The sequence below is a fragment of the Streptomyces malachitofuscus genome, from assembly GCF_055571035.1.
In genome coordinates this window covers 27,918-41,922 of sequence record NZ_JBVIGA010000029.1, presented here as the reverse complement: position 1 = coordinate 41,922, position 14,005 = coordinate 27,918, and the positions used below count along the sequence as shown (strand labels likewise).

Annotated in this window: 13 protein-coding genes and 2 pseudogenes; 10 read left to right on the top strand and 5 right to left on the bottom strand. The window is 68.7% G+C overall.

What is annotated here, in order from left to right; all coding sequences use genetic code 11:
• The first annotated feature begins 32 nt into the window (after positions 1-32).
• Positions 33-920: an NAD(P)H-binding protein gene (locus ACZ44S_RS32965; protein WP_466935741.1), complete on the top strand. Its 888-nt coding sequence runs from the start codon at positions 33-35 to the stop codon at positions 918-920.
• Positions 921-1,067: 147 nt separating this feature from the next.
• Positions 1,068-1,352, top strand: a complete 285-nt coding sequence (locus ACZ44S_RS32960; protein ID WP_466935739.1) for a hypothetical protein — start codon at positions 1,068-1,070, stop codon at positions 1,350-1,352.
• A 137-nt stretch (positions 1,353-1,489) separates the two neighbouring features.
• On the opposite strand, the pseudogene ACZ44S_RS32955 reads toward ACZ44S_RS32960, so the two are convergent.
• Together ACZ44S_RS32955 and ACZ44S_RS32950 are read right to left on the bottom strand one after the other, a co-directional pair.
• A pseudogene (locus ACZ44S_RS32955) lies at positions 1,490-1,905 on the bottom strand (GH32 C-terminal domain-containing protein); the annotation flags it as partial.
• 57 nt (positions 1,906-1,962) lie between these two features.
• Positions 1,963-2,362: pseudogene (locus ACZ44S_RS32950) on the bottom strand (LacI family DNA-binding transcriptional regulator); the annotation flags it as partial.
• Positions 2,363-2,624: 262 nt separating this feature from the next.
• Here ACZ44S_RS32950 and ACZ44S_RS32945 point away from each other — a divergent pair.
• The 3 genes from ACZ44S_RS32945 to ACZ44S_RS32935 are packed head-to-tail and all read left to right on the top strand — an operon-like array spanning position 2,625 to position 5,346.
• The gene (locus ACZ44S_RS32945; RefSeq protein WP_466935736.1) at positions 2,625-4,268 is read left to right on the top strand and encodes a hypothetical protein; all 1,644 of its coding nucleotides are present in this window, start codon (positions 2,625-2,627) and stop codon (positions 4,266-4,268) included.
• Positions 4,265-4,909, top strand: a complete 645-nt coding sequence (locus ACZ44S_RS32940; RefSeq protein WP_466935734.1) for a hypothetical protein — start codon at positions 4,265-4,267, stop codon at positions 4,907-4,909. Before ACZ44S_RS32945 ends, ACZ44S_RS32940 begins: the two co-directional genes overlap by 4 nt.
• Positions 4,906-5,346 (top strand): hypothetical protein, encoded by a 441-nt coding sequence (locus ACZ44S_RS32935; RefSeq protein ID WP_466935731.1) that lies wholly within the window; start codon positions 4,906-4,908, stop codon positions 5,344-5,346. The genes ACZ44S_RS32940 and ACZ44S_RS32935 overlap by 4 nt, the downstream gene beginning before the upstream one ends.
• 50 nt (positions 5,347-5,396) lie before the next feature.
• Here the strand turns inward: ACZ44S_RS32935 and ACZ44S_RS32930 are convergent, their stop codons facing one another.
• Genes ACZ44S_RS32930 through ACZ44S_RS32920 form a run of 3 tightly spaced genes read right to left on the bottom strand, consistent with a single transcriptional unit; the run spans position 5,397 to position 8,745 of the window.
• On the bottom strand, positions 5,397-7,217 hold the full coding sequence (locus tag ACZ44S_RS32930) for a CHAP domain-containing protein (protein ID WP_466935728.1): 1,821 nt from the start codon (positions 7,215-7,217) through the stop codon (positions 5,397-5,399).
• Positions 7,189-8,322, bottom strand: a complete 1,134-nt coding sequence (locus tag ACZ44S_RS32925) for a chymotrypsin family serine protease (protein WP_466935726.1) — start codon at positions 8,320-8,322, stop codon at positions 7,189-7,191. Before ACZ44S_RS32925 ends, ACZ44S_RS32930 begins: the two co-directional genes overlap by 29 nt.
• A 51-nt stretch (positions 8,323-8,373) precedes the next feature.
• Positions 8,374-8,745, bottom strand: coding sequence for a hypothetical protein (locus ACZ44S_RS32920; protein WP_466935723.1), 372 nt, complete (start codon positions 8,743-8,745; stop codon positions 8,374-8,376).
• Positions 8,746-9,368: 623 nt separating this feature from the next.
• Between ACZ44S_RS32920 and ACZ44S_RS32915 the strand changes: the two genes are divergently transcribed.
• From ACZ44S_RS32915 to ACZ44S_RS32895, 5 genes are all read left to right on the top strand, one after another.
• Positions 9,369-10,703: a S8 family serine peptidase gene (locus ACZ44S_RS32915; protein WP_466935721.1), complete on the top strand. Its 1,335-nt coding sequence runs from the start codon at positions 9,369-9,371 to the stop codon at positions 10,701-10,703.
• Complete coding sequence (locus ACZ44S_RS32910; RefSeq protein WP_466935719.1) at positions 10,700-10,948, top strand: hypothetical protein; 249 nt, start codon at positions 10,700-10,702, stop codon at positions 10,946-10,948. Before ACZ44S_RS32915 ends, ACZ44S_RS32910 begins: the two co-directional genes overlap by 4 nt.
• Positions 10,949-11,201: 253 nt before the next feature.
• Positions 11,202-12,230: a M12 family metallopeptidase gene (locus ACZ44S_RS32905; protein WP_466935717.1), complete on the top strand. Its 1,029-nt coding sequence runs from the start codon at positions 11,202-11,204 to the stop codon at positions 12,228-12,230.
• A 79-nt stretch (positions 12,231-12,309) separates the two neighbouring features.
• A complete protein-coding gene (locus tag ACZ44S_RS32900; RefSeq protein WP_466935716.1) occupies positions 12,310-12,651 on the top strand; it encodes a YbaY family lipoprotein in 342 nt (113 codons plus the stop codon).
• Between the two features lie 288 nt (positions 12,652-12,939).
• Positions 12,940-14,004 (top strand): WD40 repeat domain-containing protein, encoded by a 1,065-nt coding sequence (locus ACZ44S_RS32895; protein WP_466935714.1) that lies wholly within the window; start codon positions 12,940-12,942, stop codon positions 14,002-14,004.
• Position 14,005 lies beyond the last annotated feature (1 nt).

The following is a 14,005-nucleotide window of genomic DNA, read 5'->3' as shown; positions in this document are numbered from 1 at the left end:
CCGAGTTGCGTTTTTAACCGAGTAACGTTTCTATGGGCGGCGTGAATCCGACAGACACCTCTCCCGTGCTCGTCACCGGAGCGACGGGCCGGATCGGTAGCCACGTCGTCGACCGGCTCCTCGATGCAGGCGTGCCGGTCCGCGCCCTCACCCACCGCTCCACGGCGGCAACGACACTGCCTGCGATGGTCGACGTCTTCACCGGCGACCTCACCGTGCCCGAGTCGCTCGAACCGGCGCTGAAGGGCGCCGGCGCGGTCTTCCTCGTCTGGACCGCCCCGCCTCGGACCGCCGCCGCAGTCGTCGAACGGCTGGCGGCCCACGTGCGGCGAGTTGTCTTCCTCTCCTCCCCGCACCGGACACCGCACCCCTTCTTCCGGCAGCCCAACCCCATGGCAGAACTCCACGCCGAGATCGAGCGGCTCATCGCCGCCACCGCACTGGAGCGGACGATCATCCGGCCCGGGATGCTCGCGTCGAACGCGCTGGCCTGGTGGGCCCCCGCCATCAGAGCGGGCGAGGCCGTCCGGTGGCCCTACGGTGCTGCCGAGACGGCACCGGTCGACGACCGCGACGTCGCAGCCGTCGCGGCGCTGACACTTCATGAGGAAGGACATACCGGGGCCGACTATGTCCTGACAGGCCCTCAGTCACTGACCCAGGCCGCACAGGTGGGCGTCATTGGTGACGTTCTGGGGCACCGGATCCCGTTCGAGGAGATGACGCCGGACGAGTTCCGCAGCATGTCGAAGGGCGCAGTGCCCAGCTCCGTCGTCGACATGCTGCTGGACGCGTGGAACGCGGCGGTCGGACAACCGGCGTACGTCACCACGACGGTGGCCGACGTCCTGGGAACGGCGCCGCGGACATTCCACCAGTGGGCCTCCGACCACGCCGCCGAGTTCAGGAAGGGCGCGTGACGGCTTGCCTCCGGTTGGGGGCCACCGTTCGGGTCAAAGCAGGTGACCCATCAGGTGATTGCCCCACACCTCGAGGGCCGGACGACCGACGCCGGGGTACGACGTCTCGGCACGTGATGAACCCGGAACGGCGTGAGGAGCAAGAGGATGTACGCAGCAGTCCGGCGGTACGACGGCGTGACCGATCCCGCCGAGGCCGCACGTCTCGTGAACGAGGAGTTCGTGCCGCTGATGCGCCAAGTCGCCGGCTTCGTGGCTTACTACTGGATCGATGCCGGAGATGGCGTGATGGTCTCGACCAGCGTGTTCCAGGACCAGGCGGGTGCCGAAGAATCGATCTCCAGGGCCGCGGACTACGTGCGGGACAACCTCGCGTCACTGCTTCCCCATCCTCCCCAGGTGGTGGCCGGTGAGGTGGTGGCTTCCGGGTGACGGCGAGGAGGCCGGCCACGTGAGGTGGCACCCACCACGTTGCGGTCCCCGCTTCCCGCAGGCCGGAACGGCTGAGTACGTCGACCTGTACCGGCGCGGCTCGGACGTGAGCGATGCCGAGTGCGCCGGCGAGACAGTCACCCTCGATGCATCGGAACCTTGACCGTTCTCCGGAAAACTGCCCGGCCGTCGATCGTGAACAGCGCAAGCCGGTCGACGATGAGGTACGGGAACACCTCCGAGGTGTGCACATACCTGCCGTCGTCCACGAACATCTCCACCGATGTGCCATCCACCACAACCCGCAGCCGCATCCGCCGCGCCGACGGATCGAAGGGGCTCTTGCTCTCCTGCCAACGCCCCGAGGCATCCGGGTTGAGTGCGGACCTCCGGTTGAGGAAGGCATAGTCGCGGTACACCCCCGCGTCGACGTGACGACCGCCGTCGTTGGAGCGGCGCAAGTGCCGGTGCCGGCGCGCTTCAGGGGCACCTCGCGGACGATGGAGTCGGTGCCGTTGCATCCGTCGGTGTCGAGGGTGGGCGTGGTGTTGGCGTTCGTGGACGATCGGGCCGCGGTGACCGAGCGGTTCTACCGACGCCCGGGCGACGCGCCGTCCACCCGCCGGTCCAGGAGTTCGGCGACGGCCGCGTCCTCCTTGGCGGGGTCGCCGCCGGAGTCGATGGTGAGCACGAGGTGCTCGCTCGCCCAGGCCGTCTCCATCGCGCCGCCCAGCAGCCGGCGCGAACGGGGAGGACGCGATCTCGTCGGTGACCAGCCCGATCGCGGCCGTACGGCGGCGGCGCAGACCGCGTGCGACGGGGTCCGGCCGGTAACCGAGCTGAGCGGCCGCCGGCCGGATGCGTTCCTGGGTGGCGGGGGAGAGGATGCCCTGGGCGCGGCCATGGAAGACGAAGGAGACGGCGGTGTGCGACACGCCTGCGAGCCGGGCGACGTCCCGTGAAACGGGACGCCCCGTTCCCGTCGTGTGCTCGCCTTCTGGGCTCCTCATGGCATCCGGAGTTCCTCTGCTTCCCCCGCCGTACGGTTGATCGCTGCTCAGCCTGACGGGATGGGGGCATGGTCACGGCGGTCGGGTGTCGACCCGGACACGCTCCCCGCGGGAGCACCTGCCCCTCCCGATGTCACTCGTTCGATGGTCCGGTCGATGCCCGGGTTGACCGCGGGTTGACGTGCGCCCACACGGTGCGTTATTCATCAACATGCCTGAGTAGCCGGCCGGTTGGTGCGCCGGACGGGGGTGGGGAGCACCGATGTCGTCTGCGTACAGTCCACCGCCCCCGCATGCGAGCGAAGCCTCCAGGCTGCTGTGTGCCGGTACATACCTCGACGAGAGCTTCCGCGATGCGGTGATCGACGAACTCTACGTCCATGAGGAGCGGATGGTCGCGCCGTCGTTCGGCTTCGACGCGGCCCGTGTGCTGGCGCACGCCCTGCGCGCCCGGCGCCGCGCGGTGGCCTGGACAGCGTTGGTGATGACTCTTTGGATGTGGGGTATCACGCTCAGCGACGGCCTGCTTCTTGCCTTCGTGCCGCCCTTCGCTCTCCTCGCCGCTGCCTCCCGGCTCCGCGGAACGTCGGTGCGGCGCCCGGAGCCAGGCAGGGCAAGGGCGGTCACGGCCACCGTGCTGCGCTGGTGGGGGCGCATCTGGCTGGGGAGCGTCGCGCTGTGGCTGTGGGCGATTCGGCCCGAACCGGGACCCCCTGACTCCCTGGACGGCACCGCCGGCGAAGGCCTCTTCCGGGTCCCTGGCCTTTCTGCGGACGTCGGTTACCAGCCGTTCCACGGGTGGGTGGTGATCTGTTCCCTCCTTTCGATGACGCTCGTGGAGGCCGCACGGCGTGTGCAGTGGTCTGCGACCCTGGATCGGGAACTCTCCCCCGCTCACTTCCCCGACGCGGCGGCTGACCCGGCCGAGGCAGCGATCGGCATCCGGTTCCAGCGGCTGCGGCAGCGGATTCGCAGGGAACAGCACGCGCCGCTGCTGCTGTACGACATCGAGGCGCCGTTCCGGGGGGCCGGCGTCCCGTATCCGGCCCGGACGTACGCCGTGAGCCTGCGGCCGGCCCACGAGTCGGGTTTCGGGACGCGGGAGCCCGAACCGCTCCTCAACGGGCAGATCCTGCGGCACATCGAGGAGCGGCTGGCGAGCCTGCGCATCACCTCCGAGCGCGCGGTACCGAACGCGCGGGACCGGCTGCGGCACCTGACCGTCGACGAGTGTGTGTTCCTCCCCGTGGAGGGGCTGCCCAGCCGGTCCGTCGCGCCCCAGAGCGTTGTCGAGTTCGAGATGCACCGTACGTCGGCCGTGGAGGAGGGCGGCGAGAAGCGCCGCCACTTCCTGCGGGTCCAGGTGAGGGGCTGGGACGAGGAAGTGGTGGTCACCGTCTTCGTCCGCACGCACACTCAGGGCGGACTGGTGACGCTGGAGGTCGCCCCCTACGTACTGCGGCCAGTGCGGTCCGCATTCCGGGAGGCCGACAGGATCGCGCACCGGCAACGCCGTAGCGGGATCGTTGCCAAGGCGGCGACGGCCGTGCTGCGCACCCCTGAGACGGCCGGGTACGCCCCGCTGGTCCTCTGGCGTGCGGCGAAGGTCGCATGGCAGGAGGTCGCCGGAGGACATGGGAACAGCTTGCCGGAGGGCCCCGCGGTGTCCGTGCGGGAACTGGCGTCCGAGCGGCGCATGAGCGCCTTCCAGGAGTTGGATGTCCAGCGTTACCTGGAAGCCGTCCGCCAAGGCATTGTCCAGGGTATGGCGGATGCGCTGCAGCAAGCCGGCTGGCGGACGGACGAGTTCGAGGCGAGGACAAGGGCGTCGGGCCCGCTGACCGAGCCGGCGGGCCGACAGCCTGCGCAGCCGGATGTGTCGTGGGTGGAGGGCGGAGCGGTATGAGTATCAGCCAGCCGCTCTGGGACGCGGAGATGCAGGGCTGGAGGGGCGAAGTCCGGGACACGTACCGCATCGGGCGGCGCCGCCCGTGGTTGCGCCGGCTGGTGCGGCGCATACGAGCACGTCCCCAGCGGCTGTGGTCCCGACGCAGACGGATCAAGGAGCAGCCGACGGTCGGCTGGAACCAGTCGGCGCAGGGGTGGGACACCGGCACCCCGGACGCCGCACCCTTCTGGTCCACCGCGCGGCCCCGCTACTGGAGGGCACTCGTGCTGCTGCTTGCCGCGGGCGCGGTCACATTGCTCGCCGGGTGGTGGTCCGCGGTGCTGTTCCTGGTCTGGACGTCACTGGCGACGATCGGCGTCACGACGGTCCGCCGACAGGCCACCATGACCGCGGGTGCCCGTCGCGGACGCGACGGCGACGCCCGGTACACCGCTTCGGCGACGCCCGAACGCGCCTTTGCCGAGGGAGTGCTCACGGTGCTGATGCCCCCTCGTCCATTCGCCGCAGCACGCGGGCGGTCCCTGCCGGACGGTGCACCGCCACCGCGCGAGAGCAGCGAGGCGCAGGTGACGGAGGCCGTGCGTGATGTGTGCGCCCGGCTGGCGGCCGCCGCCCGGGCAGGCGAGGACACCTCGTGACCGCCCCCGTGCCCCAGCAGCCGTCACCGCCGGGCCCCGACAGCGGAAATGGTCAGGACTCGCCGGTCCCTCAGCCTGCCTCCCCCTACAGGGCGCTGCCCCTGGGTGAGGACATGGAGGTGTGGAAGCGGGTCGTGGAGGGGGCACCGGAGCGGGTGCTGCGCATCGTGGAACAGGAGTCCGCGGCACAGATCGAGATGCAGCGGGCGGAGAGCCTGCGCCGGCTCCAGCTCGACCAGCACCAGATGCGTATGGATGTGATGAACTATCGGTTCCGCCTGGCCGGTGCCGTCTTCGGCGCGACCGCGTTCACCGCTGTTCTTCTCCTCGCCAAGTACTTCATCGACCAAGGCGCCGTGGCCCCGGCCACGGGCGTCCTGAGCGCGGCAGTGGCCGCGGTTGGCGCGTTGGCCTTCGGAACCCGAAAAGGAAGATAGCCCGAGGCGCGTCTCCCACCCAGGTGAGGTCGGTCCGCCGGTAACCGCTGTCAGTACCCGCGGGGAGGCCGGTTGGGGTCGAACTGCTGGACCTTCCTGGCGAGATTGGAACCGTCGACGGCTACGCCGTACCGGCTGCGGACGTACCGCATCGCCGCGGCGATGCATGCCACGGGGTCGTAGATGTTCACCGATGTACCGGGGGCGTGGCGTTGGGCGAACGTCTGCGGGATGCACTGGACGATGCCCCTGGAGCACTGGAAATGTGTGGGCGCGCCGTTCAGCCGCACGATCCGCCCATCGCTCAGACAACCGTCCCCGAAGTCCTTGACCTTGGTGAAGCCGGAAGGCGTTACCGCGTTGGAGTCCCAGAGATTGCAGGCGTTGGGGTTGCCGGACGATTCGCGTGCCACGGCCGTCCTGAAGCCTTTCACCCAGTGAGTGCTCGCCTGGACACCCGCCGCTGTGCACGCCTGGGTGATCCAGTCCTCCAGCGTGCCCTCGGGCGTGTACCGATGGAACGTCACCTGCTTCGGGTCGATCCGCCCCGTGGCGTCCATGCCGGCGCCGTCCGCCCCTCCGCCGACCGGGAAACCCGTGCGCACTTGAAACAGTCCGGCGCGCTGTCCGAGTTCCGTGAGCGACCGCATGCCGGGCGTTCCGACGGCGTCACTGCCGGAGAGGTGCAGCATCGTCCGGCGAAACTCGTCGTAAAGGCTCTGAGTGGCGGTCTCGAAGATCCCGCGTTCATCGGCCACGCTCGTGTGCAGGACCCTCTCCAGCCCGTCCTGCACCAGAGCGACATCAGCCTTGGAGCTGGCGTCCCCGTCCGGCTGAGCATGCTCCTCCTCGGCACTGTGGGCCGACGCCCAGACCACCTGGTTCAGGCTGACCCAGGGCTGCTCCGCTGCCGGGGACGCACCCGCCCTCACATGGAACAGGTGCGACTGCTTGCCCAGTTCGACCAGCTCCTGCGGGGCGGGAGGGCCGTGGCCGTCCGTCCCTGCGTGGCCCAGCTTCTCCGTCCGGAATCGCTCGAAGAGTTCCTGTGTGTCCGCCTCGAACACGGAGTGCGGGTCGTCCGGGGCGACGCCCATGACCTTCTCCAGCGCATCCTGCACAAGAGCGACGTCGTCCGCGGTGGCACCGCCGCCGTTGCCCGTGGCCTGCTCCGTCGCTGTGGCATGCGTGGCCGCCCAGGCCAGTTGCTGCCAGGACACCCACGGGAGCGCCTCGTCGGCCTCGGCCACGGACGGTGCGTCGGACGCACCACGGGATGAGGCAGCGGCCATGTAGGTGAATCCGGGCTTGTTCTTCAGACCCGGATCGGCCGTGACGATTCCCTCCGCGAATTTCGGCAGTCCGTATCCGTAGACGAAACCGTCCCGACGGACACGCTTCTTCAGATAGACCCCATTGCCCTCGGACGAACCGTTGGCGTTGGTGTTCCCTTCGATGGTGTACGCGTGATTCGCGTCGTATTTGTAGACCAGCCCTACGTGTTGGCCTCCCGAGGGGCCGAAGAACACCATCGCACCGATCGCGGGATAGTACGAGAACCTGCCGCGGCTCTTGTACCAGCCGACTGCCGTCGGGCATGAGGCGGTCACAGGTGCCAGACCCTTCACGCCCGCCTGCTGGAAGGCCCACGACTGGAACGTCTGACACCAAGCCTGATTCTGGGACCACTCCAGCCCCGGAACGGCGGGGGAGAATTTCTGATGGTTGTTGTAGTGACCGTTCGAGAAACCTTCGCGGTACCCCACTTCGGCCTTCTCGATGGAGATGAGGGTGTCCGTCTGACTCATCGTCTGCCATCTCCTCTCCGGGCAGGGTCGTGATCTAGAGCGTGTTGATGATGAATACATCAAGGGCCTGAGTGACGATGTCTATCGGATGTGCGAACGATCGGCTGAAGTTCTGGGTACCGCCGTAGATCATCCCGACCGGGTTGCGGACAAATTCAAGGGACCACACGATCGAACCCGAATCTCCCACTTCGCTGAAGTGGCCGATCGTCCCCTCTATCCCGATACCGCCGGAGAAGAAGGCGCGTCCTGTCGGATAGTCCACCCAGTGGGAAGCGCCGACCTCCCGGACGATGCCGGCGGTGATTTCCGTCGTCCGCCCGCTCTTGAAGACGAGTGAGTTCACCGTGACTGCTCCGGTGGTCGAGTCGATCGGCACTTCGACGGGGCCCAGCACTCCGGTCATCAGTATGTTGGGGCTCACGTCGGCCGGAGCGGCCCAGGCGGTCGCGCCGTCGACGGAATTGATGGACCCGTCGAACTTCAACTCGACGAAGCGCTCCAGAACGGCGATCAGATCCTGCGGTGCGGATCCGCCGTCACGCCCGCCGGGTTGGATGATGACGTCCCCGAGGGCGGCGTTGTTGCTGTTCGCGAGTACGTGATTGCAGCCGAGGATGAGTGTTCTCTTGTCGCGTGGGTCCGACCGGCCGGTGACCAGACAGCCGAGGGTGCCGGAGACAGGCTGTGATGTGGGTGTGCGGTGGACCGATATGCCTCCGGGCGCCGGTCGTCTGTGGAACGTGTATGCCTGAGGTTCGATCATCCCGGTGACGACCGGCACCACGGCGACCCTGGGAGAGCCTGCAGCATCGACACGCAAGCGTTCGACGAGCAACGTTTCGACGTCCTCGGTTTCCCGGGGCTGTGCCAGGTAGACGTTGAGCGTCTGCTGTCCGGACGATGCGGATCTACCGATACCGACCCCCTGTATGTTCGTCGTGTCGCGCACGTCCGCCTCGGGCCTGCTTTCGTTGCGCCGGTCGGCCTGGCCGCTGAGCACCGCCTCCAGTGCGGCTCGCGCCTCGAGCAGGTCGGGCGGGAATTCGTCGGGGCCGGGGCCGGGGTCGGTCGGGGCGAGAGGAATCGCCGGATCTGTGATGGCGACTTCTTCACCGGACCCCGCAAAGTCATCAGGCGGCGGCTCCCTCGCCGCGGATGTGGGCATGTGAACCTCCGGAGGGCATCGTGCCGAGAGTTCGGGTGCGACAAGCCACTGTTAGGGCTCGGGCAGGATGTTTCTGCCGATCCACTTGAGCGGTCCGGGTGCATCCTGTGGACGGGTATAGATCCCCGGGCCGGTTTTGAACGTCCCGTCGGGGTTCGGCTTGCAGTCGTCAGGGAATTTCATGAACAGCTGCACGCGCGTGTCCCCGTTCTGCCAAGCACCCTGCCTCAGCTCGACGGTCCGGGAGTCGAAGCCGACAATCCTGAACTCACCGGAACTCATCCGCACCCAGTTGTTGGGCATGGTGATGGCCCATGTCTTGCTGCTGAAGGGGAAGAACGGATCGGTCAGCACGACGAACAGCTGCCGTGGCGATCCCGGCGGCGTGTGCATGTCCTCGATCACTATCGTGTGTACTGCCACCGGATGCCTCCTCGAGTGGGCGAGGCTGCTTGCGCACACCTGGTGCGCCGGCGTGTGTCTGTTGCGGCGTGACGTGCGACAGATCGCACCGGTGCCGAGCGGGTCGAGTCGTGGCGGCGGATATCCCGTCCCTGCCACGTGGTGTCCTGTCAATGCCCCTGAATAAATGCTCCCACATACGAAGTCGGTCCGCCGGTCGGGCGCTGCGCGTCCCCCGTCAGTGAACGCTTGTCATCCCGAATTCCGAACGATGTCGCTGTGCCAGTGGTGGCGACCGTGCGGCCGATGCGGGAGGTGCCGTACCAGCGGAAGGCCCGCCGTGGCTCGCCACGCCTCAACAGTTGCGGCAGACAACGGTATTCGCCATCCCGCCCAGTGGCGATCACGGCGCTCGGAGCGTTCCATGACAAGAGAGGGAGGGCGTCAGGACGACCCCCGGTCGAAATCCGCTCCGCTCGCCTCCCTGCCTGAACAGGCCCGCCGAATTCACGGACATCGCGGGGCCGTGACGGGACGCGACGGCCTTTTCTCTTCACGGTACCGGTGGAGGGTGTCTGCACGGTCATGCTCCGGCGTCCCCCCGCCCGGCCGGAGGAACCGCAGAAGAAGACGGGTGAACAGCAATGGTCAACCATCCCATGGACAGGTACGGCTCCGGGGAGCAGCCGAGCAGGCCCAACGGCACCGTCCCGCGAGACGATTCCGAGTACACCGGACGGTACGTCGTCCTGTTCGATCCGAGCAGTCAGGAGGACGGAATCAGCGCGCTGAGTTCCGCCGCCGGTATCGCGCCCCTCGAACGCGTAGCGGGCACCGAGGCGGGTAACGTCGCCGAACTTCTGCAACGCCCCGAAGTCTCGGTCCTCTTCCAGGATCTCGGCGCCGCGGTCGTCGAGGTCAGGCCCGAGCAGCGTCACGCGCTGGTGACCACTGCCGAGGCCGAGCCGTCCATCGTCACGGCGGAACCGGAACGGATGGTCTACGCGCTGCCGGTCACCACGCCGCAGCAGGCCCCGACCGAGTTCTTTCCGGCCTTCCGCAGCGACGACGACGTGATCGCCCGTCATACCAGGGCCGAGACAGCCGCCGCGCAGGGCCCGTCCTGGAACGAGGACGGATGCACCTGGGGTCTGCAGGCCATCCGGGCCCAGCTGTCCCACCTGACCGGGGACGGCGTGAAGGTCGCCGTCCTGGACACCGGTGTGGACACCGATCACCCGGACCTCGCCGGCCGGCTGGAAGCGGCGAAATCCTTCGTGCCCGGCGAGACCGTGGAGGACGTCCACGGCCACGGCACACACTGCGCCGGCACCGTCGCCGGTCCGGTCAGTCCTCAACAGGGCCCGCGGTACGGTGTGGCCCCCGAGGCCCGGATCCTCGCAGCGAAGGTGCTCAGCAACATGGGCAGGGGCCCCGATGGTCAGATTCTTGCGGGCATGGCCTGGGCCGTCTCCCACGGAGCCCGGGTGATCTCCATGTCACTCGGCGCGCGGGTGCGACCGGGCGAGATCTTCCCGCAGACGTACGAGACGCTGGCCGTGCGTGCTCTCGCCCTGGGAACGCTGATCGTCGCCGCCGCGGGAAACGACAGCCGCAGGCCGGTCAGGACCGAACCCGTGAACCGGCCGGCCAACTGTCCCTCCATCCTCTCGGTGGCCGCGCTCGACAATGCGCTGACGCCCCCGTACTTCTCCAACACCGCTGTCAATGGCCAAGGCGGAGAAATCAACATCGCCGCGCCCGGCTGGCAGGTGCGCTCGGCCGCCCCCGGCGGCGGCTACCAGGTCATGAGCGGGACCAGCATGGCGACACCGCACGTGGCGGGCGTCGTCGCCCTGCTCAGCCAGGCGCATACCGACGCCTCCGCAGCCGATCTCTCGGCCGCTCTGGTCGCCGACGCGTTCCCCTTGGGACAGCCCGCCGTCGACGTCGGAGCGGGCCTGCTGCAGGCGCCGTGAACGGGGCATCCCGGGCGACACCGGTCGGGGTCGTCCTCGCGGTCGACCCCGACCGCTTCACAGAAGTGGTCGCAGGCCTGCGGCAGGCTGGACTGACCGTCACGAGTGAGCAACCGGTACTCGGCACGCTGTCCGGCACCGTTCCGGAGGATCGGATCGACGCCCTCGCCGCGGTCGACGGCGTCGACTCCGTCGACCGCGAGCGCACCACCCGGCTGCCCCGCCCCGACTCACCGATCCAGTAGCGCGCCCAGGGTGCGGATCCGACCGGGTCCCTACCCCTTTCCTCCCTCATTACAACGAAGGTGTGCCATGAACGCTGACTCCTCGGCTTCCTCCCGCCGGGCGGGGAAGGCCCCCGCCAAGGGCAGGACCACTGCAAAAGAGACCGCCTCTTCGGGGAAGCAGACAGCCCGCAAGACCGCGCCCTCCCGCAAGAGCGAGGGGAGCGGTGAACTCCGCTCAGGGCCCATCGCGGGCACCACGCTGATGCACGGCGTGACCTTTCGCGCCAAGGCTCTCCGCTATGCCGAGGTGGACGGGCTTGCGATGTTCGAGGGGGACATCGTGCTCGGCAGCGTGGAAGAGCTGGCGAAAGAAGCCGACGGCGGTCCTGCGGTCGCGTCCATCGGGATCGTGCCGTTCGAGGAAGGAGAGGCGCGTCGTTGGCCCGACGCGACGGTGCCGTTCGAGATCGACCCCGGTCTGCCCCGGCCGGAACGGGTCACGGACGCGATCGCTCACTGGCACACCCGTACGCGTATGCGCTTCATCGAACGGACCCCGGCCAACGCGACACACTTCCCGGACTTCGTGCGGTTCGTGCCGGGCAACGGATGCTCTTCGCGCGTGGGTCGCCAGGGCGGCGAGCAGCGCATCACACTGGGCCCCAACTGCTCCACGGGAAACGCGATTCACGAGATCGGTCACACCGTGGGCCTATGGCACGAGCAGAGCCGCGAGGACCGGGACCAGCACGTCATGATCGTGTTCGCGAACATCCGGCCGGACATGCAGCACAACTTCCTGCAACAGATTGCGGACGGCGATGACCTCGGTCCGTACGACTTCGGCTCGATCATGCACTACCCGGCGACGGCCTTCGCGATCGACCCAGGTCAACCCACCCTCGTCCCGCGCGCACCGATCCCGTCCGGCGTGACGATGGGCCAGCGCACAGGGTTGTCGCAGGGCGACGTCGACGGAGTCCACGCGATGTACCCGGCCCCTGTGCAGCCCGCACACCGGTTGTTGGCGAAGGAGCCGATGTTCGACGGAAGTCCCAGGCCGGCGGAACTGGACCTGTTGAGCGCGCCGGCGCCCGCCACTCCCTTCGTCCTGGCCACCATGCCTCACCAGCCACCGGCGATGACGGGTCGGCCGGAGGGAGTGGTCGAGCAGCTCGGCCAGTTGGGGCAGACGGTCGCCCGACTGCAGCAGGAACTGTCCGCGGTCCAGGTGAGCCACCAGTACCTGCTCGCGCAGGTGAGAACCTGGTACGGCGGTGCCACCGGGCAGTTCCGATGATCCTGGTCGTCTCCCACGAGGAAGACCGCACCCGCGCGGTGACAGGCCGACTCGAGGTGACCGCGCGCGGTGGGCCGTCGTGACGGGCACCGTCACCGGTCTGGTCGCCCTGCCACCCGACGCACCAGTGGGCAGAGCCGCAGCCGTGCTGGTCGAGGTCCGCGATGTCTCCCAGGCGGACGCGCCTTCCACAGTGGTCGGAGCGCAGCTCCAGACGGACGTTCAGCTGTCACCGGGAGGCCGCGTCCCCTTCCGGGTGGAGGTGCCCGGCCTGGATCCAGCTGCCCGCTACGGGCTGCGCGTCCACATCGACCGCTCCGGAAGCGGGACCGTGGAATCCGGTGACCTTCTCAGCACGCGTGCCGTGCTCGTCCGGACGGACGTCACCGATGGCTTGGAGGCACCGGTCAGCGTCGTGTGAGCGGCCGGGAGGCTGGTGTGGCGAGTGCCGATACTCTGGCTAGGCTGGTGAGTAGCAGTACTCCATGGCGGAGTGCCGGAACCGCAACGGCGTGTATCCGGTACCGACACGCCTCGGGTCGGAGGACATCGGCCCTGACACTGCCATGCGTGCAGAAGACGCACATCGCCGGATTCCGGGTGCCCAACCATCGCCGTGGCGCGCCCGCCCCGGGCCCGCTCCCGTTGCTGTCGCCGGCTGGTACCGGATCGGACGGCCCCCGTCAGGCAGGCACAAGGAGGTGCCGGAATGAGTGAGCCGGGAACCGTGGCACTCCCCGCCGAACCGGAGGGCTCGGTACAGGCGGTCGCATTCAGCCCGGACAGCGTCCGCTTCGCGAGAGGTGGCAGCGACTCCCTTCTGCGGGTGCGTACCGTCGGTGTCGGGGCTCCGCTGGACGTACCCGTCGACGGGTCCGTGACCGGCATCGACTTCAGCCCCGACGGTGGGAGGCTCGTCGTGGCCGACTTCGAGAAGGTGTCCCTGCACGACAGCAGCACCGGCACGGTCGTCTGGGAGGGGCCCCTCGACCCGGGGAACTCCGTGAACACGGTGCGGTTCGGCGCGAACCTGATCGCGGCGACCGACACCCTCGTCGCCGTACTCGATCCGGCCGCCGGAGCGATCGCGCGGCGGATCACCGTCGAGCGGCCGCTGATCGCCGATGTCGACCTGAGCCGGGACGGCAGCCGCGTCGCGCTTGCCGTCGACGAACGGCACGGTGGTGACCATCATTCCGCCGGGTCCGCGCGGGTGGCGGAGTTGGCCACCGGCAGCGAGATCGGGCGGCTCACCCCCGACAACGCCGTGCACGCGGTCGCGTTCAGCCCGGACGGCAAGCTGGTTCTGTGCTGCGCCGCCGACGACACCACTCGCATGTTCGAGGCGGAGGGCGGAGCACAGGTGTGGCCGCTCCCGGAAGAGGTCGACGATCAGGTCACAGCCCCGAACTGCCTGGCGTACGACCCGAAGGGCAGGTGGACAGTGGTCGGCGGCGCCGACGGGTTCGCCCGCGTCCTGGACGCGGCCACCGGGACCGAGAGAGGCCGGGCACCCAAGCTGACCCCGGGCGCCCCGGACCCGGGGTTCGGAGCCGTCACGAATGTGGCGTTCAGCCCCAACGGCAAGCTGGCGGCCAGTGCCTCGATCGACAACGTCGTACGGCTGTTCAACCTCGACGGCAAGGAGTTGTACGCCGTGCCCACCGAGGAGGTCCTGACCGTGCGGTTCAGCCCGAACGGCCGCTGGCTGGGGGTCGGCACCATGAACGGTGCGCTGGTCATCGACAACGGCGAAGCCAACCAGCAGGGGTGAT

Bases quoted from the DNA above. Each gene is read 5' to 3' on its own strand.
- ACZ44S_RS32925 (WP_466935726.1), bottom strand. From the start codon at position 8,322: ATGCCCACATCCGCGGCGAGGGAGCCGCCGCCTGATGACTTTGCGGGG.
- ACZ44S_RS32945 (WP_466935736.1), top strand. From the start codon at position 2,625: ATGTCGTCTGCGTACAGTCCACCGCCCCCGCATGCGAGCGAAGCCTCC.
- ACZ44S_RS32940 (WP_466935734.1), top strand. From the start codon at position 4,265: ATGAGTATCAGCCAGCCGCTCTGGGACGCGGAGATGCAGGGCTGGAGG.
- ACZ44S_RS32895 (WP_466935714.1), top strand. From the start codon at position 12,940: ATGAGTGAGCCGGGAACCGTGGCACTCCCCGCCGAACCGGAGGGCTCG.
- ACZ44S_RS32965 (WP_466935741.1), top strand. From the start codon at position 33: ATGGGCGGCGTGAATCCGACAGACACCTCTCCCGTGCTCGTCACCGGA.
- ACZ44S_RS32915 (WP_466935721.1), top strand. From the start codon at position 9,369: ATGGTCAACCATCCCATGGACAGGTACGGCTCCGGGGAGCAGCCGAGC.
- ACZ44S_RS32960 (WP_466935739.1), top strand. From the start codon at position 1,068: ATGTACGCAGCAGTCCGGCGGTACGACGGCGTGACCGATCCCGCCGAG.